Below are 24,898 nucleotides of genomic sequence, written 5' to 3' on the forward strand. Positions count from 1 at the left end.
CCCGATTGGGTGCCTTAAGCTTTTTACAAGTTTTACTTTCTAAGTTCCAGTACAGACATTCGGATCTGACTTAAAGTAAATGATGCTGAAATATTTTTCTGCAACTTACCACTTATGCCATCAGCAGCAAAACCAAACTTCAATGTATATGTTTGATCCCCAGTGACTGTCGATTCATCAATGACAGCACACATAGGTACAGTACCTGCGAATGTTATACCAAGCTGTCCATCAATACGTGCAGGCGGTGAATGGGATCGCCCCACAAGAGTTATGCCTCTGTATACTGATAAAACCATTCGAAGCCTATAACGATCTTGCTCAGACAATGTTTGGTTACCATTAAATGCACTAAATACATTCGGCTGATTTTGCGAAAAACATACTGATGCATCTACACGTACTTTCCCTCCCTGTCGATTAAGCGTAATGCTCGTTAAATCACCAATGTAAGCCTCCCATTCAGATACCTGAGTGTCGTAGTCATTACTAGTCGGCATGTATGCAGCACCAGATTTAGTAATGTTAGGACCAGTAACTCCGATCGGCACTGTAACCGCATTATCTTGAATTTTTAGCGACGTAATTGCACCGTTCTCAATATTTGCACTACCAACTTGAATCGTACCCAGATCAGCACTAATCGCACTCAAACTATCTGCATAAATCTTACTCGCAGAAATATAACCAATGTTAGCGTTATCAAGATAAAGACCGGCTGGAACCACGGTTCCATTCGGTAATGTCACCGGTCCTGCTTGGTAATTAAATGCATACTTGGCTTCATTACCTACCGATGCTGGTGCCGCAATTGCAAACTGATCAGCGCGAATAATAAATTGACTCTTTCCAGAACCCTCGTTAATCAATCCAATACCAGCAACATAACCATTCACATCTGTTTTCACAGTGTATTGAGCTTTGATACCGTTAATAGACTGCAACGATTGTTGAACTAATGCAGTGTTAGCTGTTGTGTTATCTTGCCAAGGAACAGGTGCTGCATCTCCATTATTACGCTGTACTTCACAAGCTTGCGCTCTTGACATGAACTGATACGCTTCCCAACCACATTCCTGTTGCCTAAATACCACAGCCATAGTCATTGCGTTTGAGGGAGCTTGGACATTTTGGTAAAGCCGATGCATGTCACTTAGCATCTGTGCTGTATTTCCACCAGAGCTTACAAGAATAGATTTATCAGGTTGTGCTGTATAAGAATCTGTTATATATGCACCATTCTTGTCATAGAAATATGCAAATAAGACTGTCTTACATCTATGATTCTGAACATAGCCACTAATCTGATAAAACTTACCTCCTGTGACTGGAATACTTTGATAGAGTTCTGTGTATCCAACAACACCTGTTTGATCTCCAGCTACGTGCATAGAACTATTCATACTAGGCTTATACCAAGCTTCATAATTTGGATAGTTCACATTCCCCTCTTTTACAAGGTTAATGTCATAGCCATAAATATAACTAGAGTTTTGCCAACCATTTGTATTCCCCATAGAGAAGTCAGGGTTAATAAGTAAGTTACCTGACCCAGTTGGTATACCAGCAACAGTTGTACCCACCTGTGTAATAGCCTGTGAGTTTGCTTCAACCCTTCCGTTAATTTGAGTCACTGCAGCATCCAGATTAGTGGTTGCCGTAGCTGTCGCATTCAACTTATTGTTGATTGAAAGTGGCACTAGACTCGCATCATAACCTCTAGGTTCAATGTACTCATCACCTTCCCACCTTCCTGTAGTTACAAGTTTTGGTTCTCCAGTAAACTGGTTACAAGTCAACTCATACCATGTACCACCACGCAGGAATACAAACTCTTGACTGGAGTGAGTCAATTGCCCTAAAAACATTGCTGGCGACTGATTGCTCTGTGTCCAAAGATAACTGAAATTTACGACTTGTCTTTCAATATCTTGTGCGCCCCAACCAGATGCTCTTGCTTTCCAATGTAATGAAAGTGCAAAAGTTCCACCGCCATGACTTGACCAAGGAGCAGCGAATTTTCCAAGTGGCATCTCGAATGCTAACTCCCCAATACCATTACCCATCAAAGGAATTAAGACCGGGTAATACAAGTTAGGATCAAGGCTTGAAAGGTCTAATGGGAATTTTCTCCCATTTAATGCCAATTCTGCTTTAGCCTCTACTTGTGTCAAAGCCTGCCCTTGAGAAGAAATTGTATTGCCTTGTTGATCAACAGTAGTCTTCAATGAATTAAGAGCATTGGCATCAGCCTTGCCCTCGATTGCACTTTGAAGTCCTGTAACAGCAGAAGCATTCGCTTTAATCTCATCGTCATGCCTAGTTGTAGTCGCATCCAACTTGTTTACAGCTGTTGCTGAAGCGAAATCTTGTTCAGATAAGCTCCAATCAGATGGAATGTTGCCTTTCTCTATAACAGGTCTTCGGAAGTGATATGTACCACCCATGTGACCTACTCCGAAATGGAAAGCAAACCCACCTTTAACGTATTTACGTGTATGGTAGTACCTTTGCCAAACGCCAACTTTTTGCACTTGACCTTTAGCCAATGTCAGATTCATGTACGTCATAGAATCTTTCCAATACAACTGCGGTGCGTATGGGAAACTTCCATCTTCATACATCATCTCTACAGAAAAAATACAGTCATCATCAGCATTCAACCTATTATCAACTTGGGAAGCCTGTGCCCATAAAAACCCTGTAACCCAATTATTGTTAGGTGACTGAGCTTTGATTGTAAGTACTCTCAGATCAGCACTGTATCCAGTCTCGATATTTTCTGCATGAGCGACACCACCAGACCAGAACTCAGAATCTATCAACAAGTTCTTAGCACCTACAGAAATATTATCAAGATTAGCTTTTACACTAGTAATCGCCTGACCTTGTGAAGTAATCGTATTGCCCTGTTCCTCCACAGTTGACTTCAGCGAGTTCAATGCAGAGGAATCTGCCTTGCCAGCAATCGAGTTCTCAAGAGCTGTAATCGCCTGACCTTGTGAAACAACATTGCCATCAAGAGTTGCAACTTTCGAGTCAAGCGCTGTTAATGCAGAAGCATCAGCCTTACCCTCAAGATAATTTTGCAAACCAGAAATAATACTGCTTTGAGAATTAACCTGATCACCAATAACCAATACATCATTTTTTAGATTCTGTACCACCGATGCATCAGCTTTACCTTCAATCACCGAGTCTAAAGAGATCAACTTAGAAGTGTTTGCTTCAGTCTCTGTAGCAATCGTGTTTACACGAGTTTGAACATTTGACAACGTTCCATCTATAGATGCTTTGTAGTTGTCCAATGTTTCAGTCTGTGACCTATCAGCATCTTTACTGCGTGTGACTTCCTGAGTTAAACCTTCGTTAAGCGCTTTGATCTCGTCTCTACGTTCTGCTGTTTCAGTTGCAAGCGCATTTGTTAATATCTGTGCTTGAGAATGAGCAGCCGTTGCAATTTTATTGACTTCTACAACTAGATCTCTTGCTTCAGAACCGATTTCAATACGACTGATCAAATCTTGATTTAGCTGACTATCGGTAATCTGACCATCAAGTAATTCAAGTACATCTTTGGCATCAGATGTGGTTGTACCGTTTGTCCAGTCAGACCAGTCTCCGATATTACCAATTCGATCAATCAAACGTGCTCGATAGAATTGAGTCAGATTAGGCTGTAATCCTTGGATGACTGTGGTTGTGGTTGGATATGCAAAAGAACCTAGAGTCGCAATGTTGGATGTACTATCTGGTGAGACTTGGATCTCTACATAAGCCGTATCCAAAGCATTTGCTGTATAACTCCAATCCAGTTTCATACCAAATAAAATGCCAGTCGCCTGGATAAACGCCACTTTTGGTGGTTTGCCTTGCTTCCCTGTTAATTCAGTTAAAATTGAATAGGTGGGTAAAGATGAAATATCAAAAGCACTCATCGCAATAACTCGCGCTTCATATTTACCAGCGTAGATACCGGCTATCTCTGCCGAGTTATTTCCAGTTAAAGGTAGTTTTAGCCAGGTACCATTATCTTTACGCCATTCAACTTGATACTTGGTTGCACCTTTGGCTTGTGGCCAGCTGATGACCATAGTTTCAACAGACATTCCTTGCTGAACCATTTGTTCACTGGAAATGCTGACTGATTCAACAGGATCTTGAGTTGTAGGGTTAATAATTGAAATTGGGCGATCATCTATATACGCACCATGATCAATTGCATCAAACTTAGACTCATTGTGCTGAATTGCAGTAATGGTAAATTGGTGCTGTTCATCTTGTGAGATCGAAACTACACGAAATTTCATCGTCGCTAAATCTTGCGCATCAATCACCCAAACATTTTGTGGGGCAACACTATCAAATGCTGATACAACAGTGACGATTCGACCGGCAATACTTGATACAACTCTCGCCTGTGCCTTGCCATCTTCACCATTAACAACTAGACGGTCACCAGCTCGGCATACAACATCATCACGATCTAAGGTGATTTGCTTTAAATCAGCACTGACTGATGAAATACGCCCACCATTTGCACGACCAGCCAACAACTCATCAGCAAGTTCAATCACTTTACCAGGTAATGGAATATAGCCATCCAACCTCACTTTAAAGGTGACAGTTCGAGTTTCAAGTTGTTCAGTTTTTAAAGCCCATTGACCAGTACGTTGTGCTTGACCTTCTGATGTACAGCCCCATGCCTCTAGCTCTAATAAACGAACAGTTCTCGCTTCTGCAATTGACTTTTCATCACGTACAAAAACATATTCTGTCTTATAGCGATTTTGCGGATTATCCCAAGCAACTTTAACTGCATTATGCCGATCACGAGCACGTGTACCGGTATAATTAATCCCCATAGCACCATCAATAATATTGGCGGATGTATAGGTGAACATCGTATCTTGTGGTAAATCAGCCTCACATACGATCGATGCACCATCCCAATAACTGATTGCACGAAATAAACCTGCAAGTTTGCTTAAAATATCGAAAGCAGATTCAGCACTTTGAATGTATACATTGCAAGTGAACCGTGGCTCTTGCCCACCTTTGCCATCTGGTACCAACTGATCACAATATTGAGCCAAGCGATACAATGACCATTTATCAATCATTTGCTCGGTTAAACGGTTACCCAGTGCATATCGCTTATTGGTACATAAATCATAGTAAATCCAAGCAGGATTATTGCTGTATGCACGCTTAAATAGACCATCCCATATCCCGATGTAAGTACGGCTTACAGGATCATAGTTGCTTGGTACCTTGATCTTTACACCCTTTAGATCAACAGCAATTTTGGCAATATTCGAGAATGTTTCAGCATCATATTGCACGCCAATCAAGGCAGTATTTGGGTAAGCAAGCTTAAGATCCACTACCTCAGTAATGGCTTGAATATACATCTTATCACTGACATATTCTGAGCTTGAATTTGGTGTTTTACGAGTAACGCGAATCAACCAATTATTATTGGCTTTTGGTAAGCCGATACGATGGGTACGTTCATAATTTGCTGAAGTTTTACCTGACATCTGAGTATCAAGCATTAACTCCCACGATCCGCCATCGGTTTGTACTTCAATGGTGTAATCAATCACAATACCCGAGACATCACCATTTTTAGGATCTTGTTGTTTTAAAGCACCAAATCTAACACGTACAATCACAGCATCAAGTGTAAGATTAGTCACACCTTTCACCCAAGGCGTATCACTTTTAAGTTCAACACCTACCGCAGTTTCAGATGCAATGCTTTCAAAGCCTTCCATGTAGGTTTGGTCATTGGTCCCTGATCGAAAATCAAGAGTGACATCTTGAAAGTTTCTTGCACCACTGTCGTTTTCAACGGGTGTGTCATCTAAATAGATAGACTTGTAGCCATTGGCTAAACCTTCAACTTCCCCTTCACTCATGCCATATTGTAAACGTGCATAAGTTTTAGATGCCGTTGTATCGTTAGCAACCTTAGGTTGTCTTTGGCTTTGACTACCACCTTTCGCACCTTTAACTGTTTCAAGCATACTTTTCACCACGCAATAAAAAAGCGCTTTACGCGCTTATATTCTTCTTAAAATTATTTCTTACCACCACTGCTGCCACCGCCTGTATAACCAGCATCAGCAGAACTAAAGGTATCGACTGCAAACTGACCCGCATTTACAATGAATCCACCGACTTCGCGCTGACCATACAGAATTGGAACTGGATTACCTTGTGCAATTGTGGTCACAGCTCCACCAAAGCTTTTATTAGCCCTGTTTCCGTCTTGGTTTTGATCTTGTGCATCCGCTTTAGGAGTAAGCATTTGTGCAATTCCGCCAACAACCATTCCTGCGCCTGCACCTATTAAAGCAACTCCTAAATTTGACGTTACTCCACCTGTCCAAAACCCTGCAACAATCAACACAGCACCAAGCACAAGCTGTAAAACACCACCATTACCACCAGCTCCCATAACTTTTGGCACAATCTTGATAACTTTGGCACCAGTATCAAAATCGATCTGATCTTCACTGATGTTTTCATCATCTTGAAAAATGGCAAAAGCTAAACCTTGTTCATGCGCATTCAGCATGAATTGTTCAAAGCCTGGTACTTGAACGGATAAGGCTTTGACTGCTTCACGGGTACTTTCAACAGCAAGCTTAAACTCCTTACCAAATTTCTTTCCCAATACGCCATAGAGTTTGATCGTTTTAAGCATCTTTGTGCCTCACTATTTTGACAACACGTTCTTGCCATTGTTGCCCAAAGATTTCACGCACGGACTTTCGACCATAAGGATGATGTAGGATTAATGGTCCACCAAAACATGCAGTGCTTTCTTCTGATTTGAGTTGCCATTGATCGCCCAACCAGATCACAGCATGGTTCGGGTGTTCTGTACGTCCAACATTACACACCAACATATCGCCATACTGCGGTTGACTGACTTCATAAAATCCCGCTGCATCTAGGTTTTCTAAATAAAGCGATTTATGATTTTTATCACTCCACCAATTATCCAAACGCTCAAAATCAATGAGTTTAATATTTAACTCACGACGATAAAAATCACGAACAATTGAATAGCAGTCTTGGTAGCCATGATGATAGTCACGACCAATGAGTGGTGCTTTATAACCACAGGGTTCATAGACCTGAAACTCAACTTCAGGATATGCACAAATCACCCATGGCTTTTCATGAAGTTCAATTTGCAATAAGTCTAAATCAGACGCGCGTGCTGTCGCATTTGGATGTGAGTGGACATAGGCTTGAATCTCACCTTGATCTTCGGCATTCGCCAAATCTTCATGGTGGATTTGAAATTGACCGTGTTCAGCAACATTGCGACACGCGATATAACAACCAGAAACAATCACCCCGCAAGATTCTGCGGGGAAACATTGTTTAGCATGAGATAGAATCACTGCTTTGAGTTTTTTATTTAATTTCATCTTTACACCATTGAAGATGCAGGGAATCCACCAAAATGAAGTTCATTCTCACGACAACGGCAACCTGATGTTCGATAGTTACATCGATCTAAAGCAGGATTGTCTGTCGATTCGTCTTTTTCGGTAAACATTGCTGCACCAATGTAGCCACATTCTTCACTTCGATATTCCCAGTTGCAGTAATTTGAGATTTGTCGTGTAGGAATCTTTAACCCTTCAAAATCCACTGGATTGGAAAGCTCAAAGGTTACCTGCTGAGCATTTTCAGAAGTCTTTTGTTCAATAAACCAAATCTGCTCACGTTTCTCGCTTGAGTTCGCACTGGTATTCCCAGTACTAAAGTTTTCCGCATCCAGATATTTGGCTAAAGTGGTGATGACTTTAAGCTTTGCACCGGCAAAATCTCCAAATTGTAAACAATATGCAGTGACTGCACCTTGAATACCATTAATATTGTTGGCCATACTTAAAGTAGGTGCGGAAGCCTTACCATCACTTCGCATTTCTAAACCACTGACTTGTAATGCCATGGGTTCAAATGTTTGACCATCAAAGATGATGTTACGATGCCAAACTTTTTTATCACCAGTATCAGTAACCATCGGACCATCAGAACCAATCGAGCTATAAACCTTTTCCCAATCCTGGAATGAAATATGTCCGTGGAAACGTAAAATGCCAGCACCTAAAGCGCTGGCATCTAATTCAAATAAGGTAATTAAGCCATCGACATAAAGCTTCTGAAAATCACTGTTTAACATCTTCATTCACCACAATATCGAGGTTTAAACCCTCATCATCATAAATAGCCTGGATGGATTGGATTGAAATCCCTGAACGATTCTGCATAGAAACAATATGGGGAATTAACCAACTGATAAATTGTGCTTCTTTTAATGAGATACGGCTTAAATCAGGCTCTTTATCCTTTTTTAAGCCGATTAATACATCATCTGTCGCCTTGTTATAATCAATCGATAGGTAATCTATTTTTGATCCAAATTCATAAGCAGAAGCATCAATTTTAGCCATGAGTGCTGCAGTAAAACTTGCTTCGATTCGTGTAAATTGCTTTGACATTTTTAATGTTCCTTCAAGTAAAAAGCCCCAACGAGTGGGGCATGAAGTTAAGTGGTTTTAGGGGTAAAAGACTTGGGTGAATGTGGTTGAGATAGTCCAAATCATTCCACCCACCTGACTAGGTGAATAGCTTGTATCTGTTTTAACTCTCACTTCACCATCTAAAGGAGCATTCCAGAGAAATGAATCAGAACCTTTATGTCGATCAAAAAAAGCTTTGATTTGAAGAATCTCATCTTTTGTTGATGTGCGTTTGTATGCCCACTCTCCCTTTCTATTGTTGATGCCTACTGAGATATTTTGTTCGTAGCCATCACCAAATTTCGAAGTCAAAATATTGAAGTTTTGTTTGCTTGAGTTTCCATCCAAATCACAAGGGAATGTAAATTTTTCATTGCTCATAAATCGATTCCAATAAAAAACCCACTCGATTGAGTGGGTTTTAAGTTTAATGCTTAATAAGTATCTAACTATTAATCACTTGCTGATCTTAAATTAAACCTAAAATCTGCAGTTGTTGATATACGCTGAGGCTTTCCATTGATGACCAAAGGCTTAAAACTTGTTTTTTTGAAAAACTCACTTAAAACATATTCATCTAAAGCAGGGATTCCAGTGCTTTTAGAAACTTTGACTTTGGTTAATTTGCCTTTTTCATTAGCCTCTACACTCAATGTTATAGTTCTATTACTTCCTTTTAAGTCGGTATTTTTAAAATTAAATTCTGGATACTCAGCATATTTTGGAACTCTTGATACGCTCAATTCAACTGGTTGAGTTAAGCGTACAGGAAAATTTTCGATTTTATCACTTGGATATTTTGCAAATATTTTTGCTTTTTTAAAGACCTCAATTATCTTGTTGTCTAGATCCTGAAGTCCACTGCTTTTATTAATTTCAGCAACCTTAACAAAACCATTAACATCCGTCTCAATCCTCACCACAAGATGTCTATCATAACCTTTCAACTCATCATTATTGATTCTAAATATCGGCTTTTTCACCCATTTTATAATCATATTTTCATCTACAGTTCTTGGCTCAACTTGAACTTGAGAATCTGCTCCAAAACAAAAACTGGAAACCAATAAACTGAAAATTATAAATAAGCTTTTCATGATATATCTCTTATATATTTAGTCCAAGATACTAATGTTTATCCTAAAAATAAAGCTCTTGGAATGCATATGTGATATTAAGTTAATTTTTAAATCAATAGGTTATTTCACCAAGGGTGTGCTTTCTCTTGAGCCACTTGGAGGAATTACAATTTGTACTCTCCTTTGAGAATTTCCAACAGCTTTGATCTCCCCATTAGTTAACCCATAAGTAATAATATGACTTCAAAAACTATTTCCACTACCACTCAAGATTTCAGCATTACCTTCTAGTGTTATCAAAAGCTTATTCGCATCATAAGTAATTTTTAAAGCACTACCATTTACCATTTCATTACTTTGATAGTTCATCTTGGAAAATCGAACAGGCTGACCAGATGCCACAATACTCTCAAGTTGTTTATTTTGCTTCTGTTTTATTTTGATTTTATTTCCTTCAATTTTCATTGATCCCTGTTTTGCTAAAAAGTTTCCTTTATATTCACCTTCTTTAGAATTCAAATTAACGCTTAAGAAATCACCAGAAAGCTCTAATGGTTTTGCAAAATCTGGATCTGTTTTAGCAAATGATGATAAAGGTAGAAGTAAAAAAAGTAGGAAAACAAGTTTCTTCATAATGGTGTTAATTAATAATAAGTATCATTATCAAATTGTATCATATTTTTATATAAATTTATTTTACATTCAAGGTACATGAAAAGCCTCCCTATGGAGGCTTTTCTAAAATAAGCAAATTAGGATTTCACAATTTTTAAAATTTTACCTGTATTGAAACTTTCAAAAAGCATTTCAAAATTAGGCCGGAGCATTTCACCTTCGAAAGTAATGTATTTGATTCGATCATGAGATTTGGCTTCATATACCACAATTTCATCTAAAGTTGCTTCAACTGTATAGAGCGATCCGAATTGATCCTTTACATTGAGTTCAAGTTTATTCATAAAAAATACCTTAAGAAAAATTAAAAACAGCCAAAGCTGTATAAAAATTCAATGATTATGAAATTTTGTACTGTTCATTGAATGCAAACAATATACTCTAAAAAGAACATTATTAGGAATTTTTATTAATTAACAGACCCAACTAAAAGAAATAGATTGATAATTTTTATGATATAAATGCTGCACTTTTTACCTTTTTCTTTTGAGTTTTATATGAAAAATAACCGAACAATTGATGATTCAGAATCTACTGCTTTAGGCTGGAAATTTATAGCTATAGTTGCTGTTTTAACCACAATATTTTTCACTTTTTTATATTTGGCTATGTCTAGCGAACCAGACTATATGCCTAGTCATAAACAAAAATTAGAAAATCAACAGAAGAATGTATCAGCATCACATTCAATTGAACAAACATCTTCTAAATGATTTTAAAATTTTGACGAAGTTAAACCTAAGAATTTACCAAATTATCTTCAAAAAGCCACCGAAGTGGCTTTCTCTGATCAATAACTACCAGCCTTGACGTTTTGACATCATAAAGCGTTTCTCTATCTTAGCATCCATCATCGCCTCATTTTTCTTTTGCATCTCCCTTAAAACCACATGTAATTCATTCCCATCCCATTGAGATGTTGCTTCTACAGGCTGAGAAGTTTGATTAATAATGGTGACTTTTGGTTGGGCTGATATGCTATTGCTGCGCTGAATAGATTCAAACTGCTTTCTTTCAACATCAGCATTACTCATTCGAGAAACACCAATCAAGCCACCATCTCTAAACTTTTCTGCGGATTGTTTGTTGGGCAAGGAGAACTGATACTTAGCTGCATTATACTCACTCTGAAAAGGCAGTTCACCTGTCTTATTCATGTAATTCAATGCAACTAAACCAAGCTTTGATACTGCTGCTTGGCGAATCATAAACTCACCATTGGATGCCATGATCGGAATATCATCACTTGTTCCAGTGCCTTTGCCTGTGATGTGCCCACCAGTAGCGAAACCTTGAGGTGTAATTGCTTGGATCATCGCCAAGAATGTTCCTTGATCCAAAGCAGCCTTAGCACCTGCTGCTACTTTCTGCCACACAGTACCTGGTTCTTTAGCATAAGCATCTGAAACAGAGGACCATAAATTCATGCCAGCTTGAGTGAGTGCAAATCCCTGTTGCATTGCAAACATTGTTTTGTAAGCTCCTGAGCTTTCACCCAAAATCCCCCTAAACATATTTGCAAACGAACCAGTTAATTGCTGAGCTTGGGTTAACTGCAAATTCAAGGAATCCCTTTGATACTGATTTTCGATATCAATCATTCGCTGATTATGTGCAGCCCAAATTTGCTCACGAACCTCTGCCAATTTTTCCAGATCAGCACCTGGTTCTTGCTCTTGTCTCTCAACATCAGTAATTTGTATGTCAAAAAGATTCTGTGACACATCCATTCTATTAAAACGCTCTTGACCAACTTGGTATCGTGCAGAAGAACCATCCATTTGAGAACGGACCGAATCCCATCCCATGGACGCATCCTTTAGGCGACGATTCATGTCTACTTGATTCTGTAATTCAAGCATCTGTGTTTTAAAGGCTTTTTCAACAGGGTCCTCATTACCCTGAGCAATAAGCCTTTTTTCTATGTCATATTTAGCCTTAGCTAATTGAAGCTCTGACATATAAAACGCTTTTGTTTGGAGTAATTGCTGCTTTTTCGTTAAACGAAACTGTTCAAGTTCATATTCACGCTGTTCGTCAATGGATTTAATGGATTCAGTCTTTTGCTTTTTATTGAAGTCAGCACTGGCTTCAACTCTAAGTTTTTTAACATAAGAATCATTTTTGATTTTTTCCTCACCAACCCAACGCCAACCATCAATCTCCATTGTGAATTCAAATTGTCTAAGTTGTTTTGTTTTCTCAAAGCGAGTATTTTCATCAGCAATCAGACTGTGTAAGCCATTCTTGCGTAAATCCTTTACACGCTTAATATGGTCAGCTTCGTCTTTCTCACCTAGCGAGTAATAGTTAGCTTTTAAAGTTTCGATCTCCTTTTCTGTTTTTGCTTCAGCCTTGTCTTGAGCTAAATAAGATCCATAAGTGCCAGTACTAGCCCCACCTTTCACCTTGCTTTGCATACTTGGTGATTGATGAAGAAGTTTAAGCACAACACCGTCTTCAAAAGTGATTGTGCTGTAATAGCCGCCACCTTTTGAATCATAGTCAGTCTTTACATCTTTAACCGCAACTTTAGTTGTGATTGGAGTACCTACAGGCATTGCAAAATCAATACCTTTATGGAAACTTGAGGCTCCAGCAGTCGGAGCTTTTCTTTGACCATAATCAGAAGAAACACGATAGCTTGAAAGAGATTTCCCACCAGCTTGAAGCCAAGCTATATGCTCAGGTGATACTTTCTGCCCATCACGAGAGCCACCATAGCGAACATCTAGATGTGCGCCTGTACCAATACCTGAATTACCTGATATTCCAATTAATCGCTGTTGCGTTTTGAGTTGCTTCTCAAGCTCTTTAGTACGATCTTTTTCAGATTTAGAACGTTCTTCTTCAACTTTTTTAATTTCAGTTGTGGTCAAAAGTTCTCTACCCAAAAGAGCAAGTGTGCCAAGTGGTAATTGCTTGTCTGTTCCTAATATTCCTGCCGCTTCACGCGCCTTTAAAATAATATCTGCAGATTCTTTAGAAAGACCTTGGTTGTAAAGCTTTAACCTCTCCTCATTCTGCATTGATGAAGTCAAAGAACTACTAATAAATTTCTGAATTTCAGCACTTAAATTTTTAACTTTATCTGAAGTTAGGATTGCTTCTTTTGTAATATCATTAAAGCCTTTTGCAGAGTTTGATGCTTTATTTCCTGCGAGTTCAGCATCAATTCCAAACACTTTTAAAGCTTCTTGAACCTTTTGAACTACAGGTAACTTTTCACGATAAAGGTCATTATCTTTCTGTAACTGCTTTAACTGTTCAGGCGAAATAAAATCAAGTTTATTAAGGGCTTTGATTGCATCCTCTTGGCTTAATACCCCTTGTCGAACTTTATTGGAAATCTCAACGATCTCAACATTACCTTTATAAGCATTTTGAAGATCAATTACGTGGGCATTAAAAAGACTATTTAGCTCTTTTAATTCCTTATTCTGACCCCTAAAAGCATCTTCTAAATCAGATTTAGCTCCATTTTTCTGCACACCTTGAAGTGCTAATAATTCCTCTTTGGTCTTGTTAGCAACTTCAGTTTGTTCAGCTAATTTCTTATTTGCATCATCAGTACGCTTTTGCAGATAGGTATAACCAGCAGCCAAACCCATCGCAGCTAGAGTTAAAGCTCCGATCGGTCCACCAATTGCAGTTAGGAGTTTAGAACCGAGAGCCTTACTTTTATTCAAAGCATCTTGAGCAATTGTGTATTGAGCAGTTGCGATAGTAGATTCTTTTAAAGCAACGTTATGCGCCACTTCTGCTGCTGCTAAACGTTGTGTAGCTAAAGCTTGAGCATCTTTACTTTTTGCATTCACTAAAGCCAGTTCAGCCGATCTAACCTCTTGAGCAGCTAAAACAACATTCTGTCTTGCACGAAGCGCTTCAACACCAGTTAACTCAACCGTAGCTGCTTGTTCAGCAAGCATACTGGTTTGATGTTGCACACTTGCCGCTATCGCAGTTCGAGTAGCAACGGCTTTATCCAAAAATGATTTAGTTAAATAACCAATCCCAACAACCATTGCACCATCTGCTAATGGTCCTAAGTTTTGTGATAAAAGCTGAATTGCATCCGCTAAAGTTTTCGCAGCACCTGAGCTTTGACCTGCTTCACCAACAAACTTACCTAACTCATTGTTTAAAAGAGTTATGGATTGTCCGATTGTTATGTCTGTTTTAGAAAAGAGATTATCAACTGAAGCTTTAGCCTTTGTTAATGCTTTTACTAATTCAGCAGAGGTAATAGATCCAGTTGCAGCAACTGAACGTAGTTGGCCAACAGTAATCCCCATTCCTTCAGCGATTGCTTTAGCTAAACCAGGTGTTTGCTCCATAACAGAATTAAGCTCTTCACCTCTGAGAGTTCCAGAACTTAAAGCCTGATTAAACTGTATTAAAGCTGCCTCAGATGCTTGAGCACTTGAACCAGATATAGCTACAGCTTTTGATACTGTTTCAGTCAATCTTGCTGTATCAGACATTGATAAACCATGTGCTTTGGCATTATTAGCAAAACCTTGATAAACCTGAGCTGCACTTTCCCAACTTTGGCGCGTGTTTTGAGCGATAGCAAATGTATCGTTCATAGCACGATTTAATTCAGTTTGAGAGTTGGTGACAAGTTTTAAACGGTTCTGTAGCCCCGTATAAGAATCCATTTTGTCGATAGTGCTATTGATCGTAATAAAAGCTGCCAAATGACCAGCCAATGTTTTGATCGCAACACCCGTCTTATCAACTTGTTTCTCTTGCTTCGCTAACTCCTGAGTCTGTTTTTCAACAGCCTTAGTCGTATTATTCACAGTAGTATTGAAGTTTTGAGTAATGTTGCTTGTGACTTGAATGGTTTTACCAAGCTTCGACGTTGAATCACTCGCCTTTTCACCACCAGTAAAGATTTTGACCAACTCTTTACTCAAATCTTCAGCATTCTTTTTAGCCTGCTCAGAGCTGATTTCAATTACTAAACGGCTTGTTTGTTCTGTCATTTCGCTTTCCTACGGGTGAAAAAAAGCCCGCAGGAAAGGCGGGCAAAAATTTAAATAATTTCTAGTTGATTGCTTCAATAAGCTTTGTTACAGCTAAAAGAATTTGAGGTATTGCAAACAATGCGATTACAAACAAAATCCAGTAGCAAAATGTTTTTACAGATTTATATTGCTCAATGAGTTCTAGTGCTTTCACAATCCAGTCCCCGATGTTAAAATTCATATATGTTCTAATCCTCAAGTGCGTGTTGTGGGTTGGAAATAGAAACCCCAAGAGCTGTGAACTCTCGGGGTTTTGTTTTGGACTATAGAAAACCATACGAATATAGTTCTCTCATACGTATAGCTCTATCGAAAGATCACTTCTTCTTACTCGCCTCTTCCAAAAACAGGTTGTCTAAAGCAAAGATACAATCATTAAAAATCCATCTTGGTACTGGTGATTCATACTGCTCACAGTAATCATTCACAGCCCCAAGACTTAAAGCCATAGGAATGCATTGCTCATACTGTCTAGAACGAGCAATCACGTAATAAGCTGAGAGAATTGAGTGAGCTGTGTATGAATATGCAGGCGGTAGATAGTAATCAGGCAGTGGCTGACCTAGCTTTTGATAGACTTCTCTTGCTTTTTCGATGTCCCACTTCGCTGTTTGGTACTTGTAGAGCTGGATGACTTTCCCAATGTTTCAGCCTTTTCTTCGTTGGCTTCAACTTGAATTTTTTGAGCTTCTGCAAGGATCCACACAATAAGCTCGATTGACTCATTGGTACTTGTGCAAAGAAGCTCAGCATTTTGCTTTGAATATTCAAAAATATTCCCTTCTTCATCTTCTAAGCCTTGCCAGTTCAAGACTAAATGTGAAACCGCCTTACTGAATGATTGGGCAATTTCACGAGAGCTTTCGTCTGTAATGTCTCGAACACCTTGAATCTCTTGCTCAATACGAGTGCCACGCAACTCCATGCAATGCTTGAATGATGGCTTATCTATTCCTGCAATAAGAAATTTAGCACCATCTTTGTAATCAATCAGCTTGCTTGGAATTTTGGTTTGTTCTTGTTCTTCGATTTTAATTTTCATGCTTATGGACCTGCCACGATAGGAATACGTTTAAGAGTAGGTGCAGCATCTGCCACAGTGAATGAAAATTGAGTGTTAAGAATGTCGCCCGCTCCACCACTCGGTAGAGGTGCTGAAACTAACACATTTGGAAGTGACAATGTGTATTTATTCCCGTCTTTATCTTTCAGGCTATATTCAAGACTGATCGGTTCATTCAAGAACTGTTTTTCATATAATTCAGCAGTGTTTTTAGACCATGCAACTGTGAAGTTACCGCTGCCTTTCATGATGGTTTCCAAAACTCCAGAAATATTGTTTTCATAATCCAAACACTTTTGAATCTGCATTGTATTATCAATGGTCAATTCAATCTGAGTGACGCACATCCCTGCTTTCTTTTCACCTTCAATCAAGATGTCGCCGGTTGAAAGACTTGTAAATGGAATTGCATCTCCTGCAGGTGTTACGGTACCAGTAGGTGCAACCTCATATGCAGTACGTTTCATTGCCATAATTGAGAATTTAGAAGTCACAATGCCACTATCTGGGATGCTTAAGGTCCATTGATTGATATGGCAGCCTGTGAAAACTTGAAAGTTATCGATATCAGTAAAACCGCGAATAATCGAAAGTGTTTTTCGACTAGTGCCACCAAATGTTAAGACGTTACTATTCCAAGCATTGAAGGCAACAAGCTCTAAGACACCATCTTGAATGCCATAAGCCCATTCAGATTCAATATCACCTTGTACTTCAACACCAGTCACTAAAGTACCAGCTGCAATTCGTGAATCTTTGATTGTTTGTGATTCTGTGGTTTGTGCCGATGCATCCAAACCATTGGTGGTGAATGCAAATGTATTCCAAGTTGTTGCAATTACACCGGGTGATGCTTCAAAACCAACTCGGGTTAGCTGTTTAGCTCCAGAACTCATAAAATTCTCCTTAATTTGGGCATAAAAAACCTCCTATAAGGAGGTGGATTGGAAATAGTTAATTAATTTACAGTGTAAGGCGTATGCACATTCACTTGATAAAAGTCCGGATTATTGGGTACTTCAATCACACTTGATGCTTGAAGCTCTAAACCGCCAATTCTATAAAACTGTACGTGTTCCGCTAGTTTTTCAGCAACAATAAGAGCTGAGTCTGTTCCTGTATTGCGTGGAGCGAATAACTGAATGAACAGCATTCCTGTAGTCCGTGTGCACGGCTTATCGGCTAATCCTACAATACGCTTGTCACCACCACCAAAACTTACTTGAGCCCATATTTCATTGTGTGGTGGTGTGAAGGGCTTACCGCCTTCAAGTGGTTGGTTTTGAAATTGAAAGTGTTCTTTTTTTATAGCCTTACTTGTAAAGGTTTCAATCAGTTTTCGAATCTCACGTTTCGCATCAATATCTCTCATTTATACTTACTCGCAATATATTGAAAAGCCAATGTGTAAACACCATTAGGTGCTTGCCGTGAAAAGCCACCTGCAGATTTTTTAATGTACCCTTTACCTTTTACCCAACTTCCTTTTTTAACAGGATCAGGATAACCACCGTACTCGATCACATCACCGTAAGGAGTATTATTTTGGATATATGCTTTATCACCTAATTTAAAAGAAGCAATTGTCCCAACAGCTGCTTGTACTGGATCGCCATTGCCCTGCTTGGTTGAGTAATCTTCTGTATTTATCGATACAATGTGCGAGAATCTATAAGAACCTTTATCAACTGGTGAGCGTACTGCAACATGCTGTAAAGCATCTGCAATAATGTTCTTACAATGTTGATTTGCATCTTCTTTAATTGTGTCAATAAAGTCGGTTGGCTTGATGGACCATCTGCTCATTCACTCACCTTTCTTAACTGAACTTTCCAAATACTTCCAGTCGGATCAGTACCAATATTAACAATACGAAAAATACCTTTTTCAGTTTTCCATTCGTCATCAATTTGCGGTACGGCAGTAACTTCATTTTGCAGCACAGTTGCTTTGCAGTCTTCGACTTGATAATTCTCAGGCTTAACCATGTCTTTGGCATATGAACCAAACAACACACCACGACCCGTGTAAACTACAGTTTCAGACTCAGGATAAGTTTCAGTTTGAAAATCCATTTCACCTGAATTAATAATTTTAGTGCAAGTGAATGGATACACCGCATCAGTAAGCTTTGTGTTGAATGCTTTGGCTAACTTGGATTGAACCTTGTTTTTAATCATCCCCGATATACTCCAAATGCAAAGCCTTTAGGTGTTAAATCAAGTGATGCAATATAGGCTTTAGCTACTTGCTCATGCTTAGAAATAGCCACACTACCTGCAGCAAAGGTTTCATCAACCTTAACCCCATCAGCATCAACCATTTCCCTTGTAGTTTGACGCTCTACGCCTGAGTAAATATCACCAGCTAAAATGCCCTTGATAATTTCACATGCTGCATCTTGCAATAAAGGATCAATTGGATCAGGAACAAAACCTATTTCATTCTTCATCCAAGTGTTTGCTAATTTAATGAGGCGAGCTTTATCACCAGCTGGTGCAAAATCCGCTCCTATTATTTGCTCAGCTTGTTCTTGGGTAATAAAGCTCATGGGTTATTCCTTTAGTAGCAAAGCCAGCAAATCATCTTTTTTGGCATCAGATGGGAATTCAATTCCTTTCAATTTCAGAACATCTTTTAGTTCATCCACTTTAAGTTTTGAATAATCCACTGATTGAAGTTCAGCGATACGGGCTTGCATTGCTGCGGCATCGTTTTTAAAAGCAATAAATTCACGCTGTGCGGTGGCTAATTGCTCTTTGGTATTCGTTAGATCCAGTGCAACTGCATCAAATTGCTCAGTTGGTACCAAACCGGTCAAATCAACAGGTTCACCAGGCACAAGCCCAGCCTTTAACGCTTCCAATTGCTGTTTTAGCTCATCGTTTTCAGCAACAACTTTTTCACATTCAGCTTTTGCCTCATCAACGACGGCTTGAAGCTCAGGTGTGATACCGACTTTGACATCAATAGTTAATGGCTTGGCTAGTGATAGTTCTCGAACATTTACAGGTATTTCAAGCGCTTCATAATCAGCTTTAATTTGCGGATAGTCACCATAAATCACAACTGATTCAGCATCTTTATTAGGCTTGTCATAGTAACTAGGGTTTTGAAAAGATCCTTGCTCATCAATTCCTGAGCTCTTTTTCGCATAGATTATTTTCAATTCTTTCTCCCAAAAAGAAAGAGGGCGAAATGCCCTCTTTTATGGTGTACCTGATAGATCAAGCAATGTACCTGCAGTCATCTTGTTGCTTGTTGCATGCTTCTTCCAATTTGCATCCGCACCTAATTGTGCAAGTGTTGGGTTGGCACCTTTTGAGGTATCCCAAGAGTAACCGAGCAAGTCAAGGTTGAATGCACCTTCAGCACGCATACCCATTGCTAAGTTTTCTTCATCGTTAATATCGTATGCACGGAAGCCAGGTGCTTGCGATTCAGTGACTGTCACTGCACCAGCCTGCAAACCAAAAGCATCATCATCTTCAATTAAATCTGTGACCAAAACGGGTTTGCCTAATGTTCCAGGTAAACCGCCATAAATAACAATTTCTGATTCACCGTAAATTTGATTTGTTAATGCTTCATCTACAATGTCGAAATATGTATCTGAGTTCATCACCCAAAGTGAGATACGGCCAAATTTATCACCGAACTTGCGCATGCCTTTAGTTAAAGCTTTGCGACCATCTGTAGCGATACTACCTTTAGCAATCATATCTGGATTACTGCTAATGGCTGCTTTTAATGATGCCAAGCTATATTGCAAACGACCATGTACCAATGCATCCGCTAAGTCATAGCCAATAATTTCAGCGAATTCTTCGGGAGAACGTGCACGGCGTTTAAATGCCTCTTCAGTTGAAGCGTAAGGACCGTATTTAAATGGTACTTTTACACCAACAGATTCCCCTGCACCAATTTTTTTATTAGTCACTTTAGCAGTTGAGTTCACATCACGGTGTTCAATGCTGCCACCAACACGATAGAAAGATTGTTGATTGAAATCACCTTGAATGATCTCATTTACATAGCGAATCGCCCCGTTAGATGCTTGGTTAAAGACGTTTAAATTGTCTTGGAGGCGCTCTAAATATGCTGTTTGCGCCAATTGATTATAGATAATCATGTCGCTATTTACGGTTGTAGTCATTACGACTCCTTATTTATCAAGTTTTAAATATGATTCTTGACCATGTGTATGGATGTATTCAGCTTTTGCCTTTGCATCCATTTGGCTGCGTTTTAAACCAGTATTTGCTCCACCATTGTTTTGGAAGCCTCCACCAGAACCTTGACCACCTTTTAAAATTTGGTCTTTGTATTGGTAACCACCAATCAAAGATTCCAAGGCTTCATCAAAATCAGCAACTTCACCAGGACGAGAACGTGAAAAGATTTTTTGACCATCTGCACCGTAAGCTACAACCTTGCCATCTTCGATTTTGAAATTCTTTCCGAATTGGGCTTGGATCATGTCAACAGGTACAGAAACTTTGTCGTGAATAAACTTAGAACGAGCAAAACCGCCTCCAATAAGTTCGTTATGCAATTGAGATTGATAAGAATCACGCTCTTGAACGATCGGAGCATATTTTTCTTCAACAGCTTTAATTGCTTCAGATTTGATTTTCTCGACCTCACCGGCATCCACCAGTTTTTTATCATCGAAATTTTTTAATGTATCTAAAGCCTTTTTGGCCGCCACAGGATCGTCAATACCCTCAAAAGCTTTCAAAGAGTTTTCTGCTTTTTCATAACGCTCACGATTTGTCTTTGCCTCCCCATTTAATCGCGTGATTGTCGCTACTGTTTGAGGTGCATCATGTGCGACTTCTTTACCATCATCGTGAATGTAAATCGGTAGACCGTTTTCATTCACTTCTGCATATGTTTTATTTTCAATGGTTACTGTCTTAAGTTTCATAAGTCATCCGACCCTATATCTAAATGAGCATCCGCTCGTTGCGCCTTGTTCATCCGAACGTTAGGCAATAAAAAAGCACCTCGAAAGGTGCTAAATAATTTGTATGCTTTAAGCTTTAGCTTTTAGATGTTCGCCAGAGCATGTTTGGAATGCTATAAACCACATCTTCAACCAATGATTTGCCGTATCGCGCATTACAATGGCATCAGCTCGACCATTATTAAATTTAGGTCTTAACTCATATTGCATAGCGAAAATATTGAGCTTAAGAACTTTGTGATGATCTTTTAAATTGGTTTTTTCGAATTTTTCTAAAATCTCACGCTCAAATAACCATACAGTGCGTTTTAGTCCTGTTTTCTTTGGTTCTTTTTTCACAGCCCTAGCTCCTTAAATGTGTCTTCATCCATCTTTCTAAGCTCAGCAATGGTAAAAGGCTTACCGCTGAGTGGATCAATGAATTTATCCAATGGATACTTACCTGACTTATAAAGCTCAAAGCGAGTCTTACCTAACCAATTACGCTGAAAGGTTTCATCTTGTGTGGCAAACCACTGCTTATACGTCGTATTCGCATCAACTTGACCAATACCCCAGTCTTTACCCTTTTCCTTATCAACAACATAAGGACGTACGCCATCAATATCACCATCAGCATTGCAAGCAACTTGAATGGTTCGACATCGACGATGGTAAGGTGGTCTTTCATGATTCTCATCAATCTTTTGTACACGACCATCCCGCACGGCACAGAGCTTAGAGGTACGGCTATCAAGTGTCGCTATATCCTTGGTGTATTTAGCCCCAAGATCTTTCCATGTATTTAAATAAGTTTCATTACTGATGTGCGCCCTTGCTGTGCGAACTTCTGCATCGATAGAATTACGCGTTTGTTCTAATAAGCCATCTTTATATTCAAGCTTTTTAGTGCCTTTGATCCGCTGAATAATCTGCTGATTAGATTGCCCATTAGAAACGCCATCACGAATAATGTATTCAGCTTTCTTGCGCATAGACTCAGCCACATCAGGAAAAATGAGGTCAATGAGTTGACCACCAGCAAAGGGCTGCCTACTGACTTTCTTAAGTAGCTTTTCACCATCAACCTTAGGCGTTTTCTTACTGGCCATTCGGTAGATGTAGCCAGCTTCATGAACCGCCAATGCAACTGCAGAAGCTGTAAAGACCTCGGGCAATGTCAAGGCGATCGATTGTTGCCACTCTTTAAATAGATCCTGAATCTCTTTCAGTACGGGAGTTGTATAAGCAGCTGAAGCAAGTGCCTTTAGTTCAGCATCACTTAGTTCATCGAGTAGATCGCGTAAGTTTGAGATGTACTGATTAGAGATACCATTAAAGCTTTGGATAATTTCAATGATAGCTGAACTTGATAAACGCTGTAAAAAGCTATTGTGCTTAGTCAATGCATCAATGATTGGATCATTCATCAAATTCACCTGCTTTCTCTTGATCTAGTTTCAACCGCATTTCTTCAAAAGAAAGCTCGCTAAAAGTGCCCGTTTGTTCGTACTTGTACCAAACTGACCAAGGTAGATGTTCTGAAATAGCAGCATCGTATAGACGTTTAGCACGTTCTTCACTGAATTTAGGTTTATTAAAATCCTGAGAAATTGAGTAACTCAGTTCATTAGGACCAAACTCATGACCATCCATGGCAAATTTTGCACACCAACGTAAAGCCAGAGTAAGTGCTTCACTAATATTTGAGACTGCAAGTGAAACTACCGAATGCTGAATCGAATCCTCATTGTCTGCTTGAGTCGCAGTCTTATTGGCAGATCCAACCTCAATTAAACGTGCACCAAGCTCTTTCATTGCAGTCATTTTTTCATTCATGAGCTGCTTTGCCAGATTGTTTTCTTTAGCCTGAACAATCTCAACTTTAGTTGGAAAACCAGAGCGTGCACCAATAGCTAATTTATCTTTCTTAATGATGTTGTATTGCCACTCTGTCACATCTGGTAATGACACAGTAGGCTGTCCAATAATAAAACCTGATTCTTCAACATCAGCAGAATTCCGATAATGCGCTAAGTTAAGATCAGCTAGATCCAGTAACGGTGCATTATTGATTTCGTCCGTGTTATCTACTGCTCCGCAGAAAGTAAAGGGAATATATTCCCAAGTTACACCACTGTAGTCAGTTGGTATAATCTTATCTTGTGCTACCCAGTTCTTGTCCTTATCCAAGATATAAACCTGAACAGTATAAACAAAGCCCTGTGTTGACTGTTCTAAACGCAAAACACGATACTGGTCTCGTGTTTTCTTGCTGAAACCATCAGGCTCACGCTCTGATATAAATTCACGGATTTTCACAAAGCTAAGTTTTCGCTGATTACCGACTACGATATGATCCCAATCCTCAATCACAGAAGCTTCTAAAATATGAATCATTGGATAAGCACCTTTAAGCTTATCCTCTGCTTTATTTTTACTTGCTGCTACTGTTGGGTAATCTACGTACACACCACAACGGTACTGTTTTAAGATCGATCTTAACATTCGTTGTGAACACTGGAAGATTGATCGTCCTGACCCATCAGCATTACGCTCTAAATACTCCAACTCATCAGGTCGAGTAAAATCAGGAAGTTTATTGAAAGCTGTACCGACATAACTACCCAATGTGCGACCAGTAATGCCATAAAACACGGCGCGCCCTAGATAGTCTTGATATCTTTCAGCATCACCTTTGCCGAATGTTTCAGGAACCGGTAAATAGGTTTTTCCCGCTTCCTTAATCGTTTTCTGACCTTTGCACACATCATCTACTTTCTTCCAGAGCGCGATGTTTAAGTCATAGTCTGTGTGTTTAGTTGTAATTCCAGCCATTTTCTATCGTCGTCCAAAAATAGGGAAATCCAGTCGTGTCACTGGCTTAATGATTGGGAAGCGTTTAGCCAATGGATAACCACCCGCATCGCCTACATGGTCTAATCCTGCAGTTTTATCAGGCATCCCGAACTTGTCATAAACTTGCTGTTCTAGAGTTTCAGTGAAACGAGGACATTTATTTGTATTAACTTTCAACGTACGCTCACCATCGCCATTTAGAATTAATGCATTCACTGCATTAATACGATCTTTAATCGCGGGGTTAGTTCCATCAACCTCAACCCTAAAACCCTTGTCTCGCAAAATTTGGTGATCTGATTCACTGCTATTTTTTGAAGATGTGGCTTGACCAGCTGCATCAGGAATTACTGTCATATCATGAAATGGAAAACGCTCAATGAGTAATGTTGCCATGGTTGGTGTATCTCTCACCCCAACTATTTCATCCAAGGCAAGCGGCTTACCATCACGTATGACATAAACAACTGCAGCCATTTTTAAAACGTTAAAGTCCATACCAATGATCAAATGCTCTCTAGGTTGAATCTCTTCATCTGTATGATTGAGCTTTCGATCAAAATCAGGATAAACCGCACCACTGGTCAAGTTCACAAACTGACCTTTTAGATACGCTGAGATTAATTGTGGCGGATATGATTCAAACAAAGATGAAATATAATCATCTGGTAAATTATTTTCATTAGAGG

At 39.2% G+C, this 24,898-nt stretch carries 23 protein-coding genes and 1 pseudogene; 1 reads left to right on the top strand and 23 read right to left on the bottom strand.

What is annotated here, in order from left to right; genetic code table 11:
* Positions 1 to 32: 32 nt before the first annotated feature.
* From TOL5_RS11000 to TOL5_RS11040, 9 genes are all read right to left on the bottom strand, one after another.
* Positions 33 to 6,032 carry a phage tail protein gene (locus TOL5_RS11000; protein ID WP_221260322.1) on the bottom strand — a complete coding sequence of 2,000 codons (6,000 nt, stop codon included), beginning with the start codon at positions 6,030 to 6,032 and terminating at the stop codon, positions 33 to 35.
* A gap of 53 nt (positions 6,033 to 6,085) precedes the next feature.
* Positions 6,086 to 6,715, bottom strand: a complete 630-nt coding sequence (locus TOL5_RS11005; RefSeq protein ID WP_151712953.1) for a tail assembly protein — start codon at positions 6,713 to 6,715, stop codon at positions 6,086 to 6,088.
* The gene (locus tag TOL5_RS11010; RefSeq protein ID WP_151712954.1) at positions 6,708 to 7,451 is read right to left on the bottom strand and encodes a C40 family peptidase; all 744 of its coding nucleotides are present in this window, start codon (positions 7,449 to 7,451) and stop codon (positions 6,708 to 6,710) included. The genes TOL5_RS11005 and TOL5_RS11010 overlap by 8 nt, the downstream gene beginning before the upstream one ends.
* Positions 7,452 to 7,453: 2 nt before the next feature.
* On the bottom strand, positions 7,454 to 8,212 hold the full coding sequence (locus tag TOL5_RS11015) for a phage minor tail protein L (RefSeq protein ID WP_221260323.1): 759 nt from the start codon (positions 8,210 to 8,212) through the stop codon (positions 7,454 to 7,456).
* Positions 8,199 to 8,531 carry a hypothetical protein gene (locus TOL5_RS11020; protein ID WP_221260324.1) on the bottom strand — a complete coding sequence of 111 codons (333 nt, stop codon included), beginning with the start codon at positions 8,529 to 8,531 and terminating at the stop codon, positions 8,199 to 8,201. Before TOL5_RS11020 ends, TOL5_RS11015 begins: the two co-directional genes overlap by 14 nt.
* Positions 8,532 to 8,588: 57 nt before the next feature.
* Entirely contained in the window at positions 8,589 to 8,933 is a 345-nt protein-coding gene (locus TOL5_RS11025) for a phage tail protein (protein ID WP_221260325.1), read from the bottom strand.
* Between the two features lie 71 nt (positions 8,934 to 9,004).
* On the bottom strand, positions 9,005 to 9,649 hold the full coding sequence (locus tag TOL5_RS11030) for an energy transducer TonB (protein ID WP_221260326.1): 645 nt from the start codon (positions 9,647 to 9,649) through the stop codon (positions 9,005 to 9,007).
* 225 nt (positions 9,650 to 9,874) lie between these two features.
* The gene (gene lptA, locus TOL5_RS11035) at positions 9,875 to 10,264 is read right to left on the bottom strand and encodes a lipopolysaccharide transport periplasmic protein LptA (RefSeq protein WP_228740279.1); all 390 of its coding nucleotides are present in this window, start codon (positions 10,262 to 10,264) and stop codon (positions 9,875 to 9,877) included.
* A gap of 119 nt (positions 10,265 to 10,383) precedes the next feature.
* Complete coding sequence (locus TOL5_RS11040) at positions 10,384 to 10,590, bottom strand: hypothetical protein (RefSeq protein WP_151961767.1); 207 nt, start codon at positions 10,588 to 10,590, stop codon at positions 10,384 to 10,386.
* A 213-nt stretch (positions 10,591 to 10,803) separates the two neighbouring features.
* Between TOL5_RS11040 and TOL5_RS11045 the strand changes: the two genes are divergently transcribed.
* A complete protein-coding gene (locus tag TOL5_RS11045) occupies positions 10,804 to 11,019 on the top strand; it encodes a hypothetical protein (protein ID WP_151961768.1) in 216 nt (71 codons plus the stop codon).
* Positions 11,020 to 11,103: 84 nt separating this feature from the next.
* On the opposite strand, the gene TOL5_RS11050 is transcribed toward TOL5_RS11045, so the two are convergent.
* From TOL5_RS11050 to TOL5_RS11115, 14 genes and pseudogenes are all read right to left on the bottom strand, one after another.
* Complete coding sequence (locus TOL5_RS11050) at positions 11,104 to 15,297, bottom strand: tape measure protein (RefSeq protein WP_221260327.1); 4,194 nt, start codon at positions 15,295 to 15,297, stop codon at positions 11,104 to 11,106.
* A 604-nt stretch (positions 15,298 to 15,901) separates the two neighbouring features.
* Entirely contained in the window at positions 15,902 to 16,381 is a 480-nt protein-coding gene (locus tag TOL5_RS11055) for a hypothetical protein (RefSeq protein ID WP_009585319.1), read from the bottom strand.
* A 2-nt stretch (positions 16,382 to 16,383) separates the two neighbouring features.
* A complete protein-coding gene (locus TOL5_RS11060) occupies positions 16,384 to 17,298 on the bottom strand; it encodes a phage tail tube protein (protein WP_221260328.1) in 915 nt (304 codons plus the stop codon).
* Between the two features lie 62 nt (positions 17,299 to 17,360).
* On the bottom strand, positions 17,361 to 17,774 hold the full coding sequence (locus TOL5_RS11065; RefSeq protein ID WP_009585324.1) for a phage tail terminator-like protein: 414 nt from the start codon (positions 17,772 to 17,774) through the stop codon (positions 17,361 to 17,363).
* Entirely contained in the window at positions 17,771 to 18,208 is a 438-nt protein-coding gene (locus tag TOL5_RS11070; RefSeq protein WP_221260329.1) for a hypothetical protein, read from the bottom strand. The genes TOL5_RS11065 and TOL5_RS11070 overlap by 4 nt, the downstream gene beginning before the upstream one ends.
* Positions 18,205 to 18,582 (bottom strand): hypothetical protein, encoded by a 378-nt coding sequence (locus TOL5_RS11075; RefSeq protein WP_171499991.1) that lies wholly within the window; start codon positions 18,580 to 18,582, stop codon positions 18,205 to 18,207. The genes TOL5_RS11070 and TOL5_RS11075 overlap by 4 nt, the downstream gene beginning before the upstream one ends.
* Positions 18,579 to 18,953, bottom strand: a complete 375-nt coding sequence (locus TOL5_RS11080) for a hypothetical protein (RefSeq protein WP_151961773.1) — start codon at positions 18,951 to 18,953, stop codon at positions 18,579 to 18,581. Before TOL5_RS11080 ends, TOL5_RS11075 begins: the two co-directional genes overlap by 4 nt.
* A 3-nt stretch (positions 18,954 to 18,956) precedes the next feature.
* Positions 18,957 to 19,571: a HeH/LEM domain-containing protein gene (locus tag TOL5_RS11085; RefSeq protein WP_151961774.1), complete on the bottom strand. Its 615-nt coding sequence runs from the start codon at positions 19,569 to 19,571 to the stop codon at positions 18,957 to 18,959.
* Positions 19,572 to 19,610: 39 nt separating this feature from the next.
* Entirely contained in the window at positions 19,611 to 20,558 is a 948-nt protein-coding gene (locus TOL5_RS11090) for a major capsid protein (RefSeq protein WP_151961775.1), read from the bottom strand.
* 9 nt (positions 20,559 to 20,567) lie between these two features.
* Positions 20,568 to 21,332, bottom strand: a complete 765-nt coding sequence (locus TOL5_RS11095; protein ID WP_151961776.1) for a DUF6651 domain-containing protein — start codon at positions 21,330 to 21,332, stop codon at positions 20,568 to 20,570.
* A gap of 108 nt (positions 21,333 to 21,440) precedes the next feature.
* Positions 21,441 to 21,710 (bottom strand): hypothetical protein, encoded by a 270-nt coding sequence (locus TOL5_RS11100; RefSeq protein ID WP_151961777.1) that lies wholly within the window; start codon positions 21,708 to 21,710, stop codon positions 21,441 to 21,443.
* Entirely contained in the window at positions 21,707 to 22,780 is a 1,074-nt protein-coding gene (locus tag TOL5_RS11105) for a minor capsid protein (RefSeq protein ID WP_151961778.1), read from the bottom strand. The genes TOL5_RS11100 and TOL5_RS11105 overlap by 4 nt, the downstream gene beginning before the upstream one ends.
* Positions 22,773 to 24,188 carry a DUF4055 domain-containing protein gene (locus TOL5_RS11110; protein WP_151961779.1) on the bottom strand — a complete coding sequence of 472 codons (1,416 nt, stop codon included), beginning with the start codon at positions 24,186 to 24,188 and terminating at the stop codon, positions 22,773 to 22,775. Before TOL5_RS11110 ends, TOL5_RS11105 begins: the two co-directional genes overlap by 8 nt.
* 3 nt (positions 24,189 to 24,191) lie before the next feature.
* Positions 24,192 to 24,893 (bottom strand): annotated as a pseudogene (locus TOL5_RS11115) (terminase); the annotation flags it as partial.
* Between the last annotated feature and the right edge of the window lie 5 nt (positions 24,894 to 24,898).

This window comes from Acinetobacter sp. Tol 5 (assembly GCF_019702905.1).
GTDB classification, from domain to species: domain Bacteria; phylum Pseudomonadota; class Gammaproteobacteria; order Pseudomonadales; family Moraxellaceae; genus Acinetobacter; species Acinetobacter bereziniae.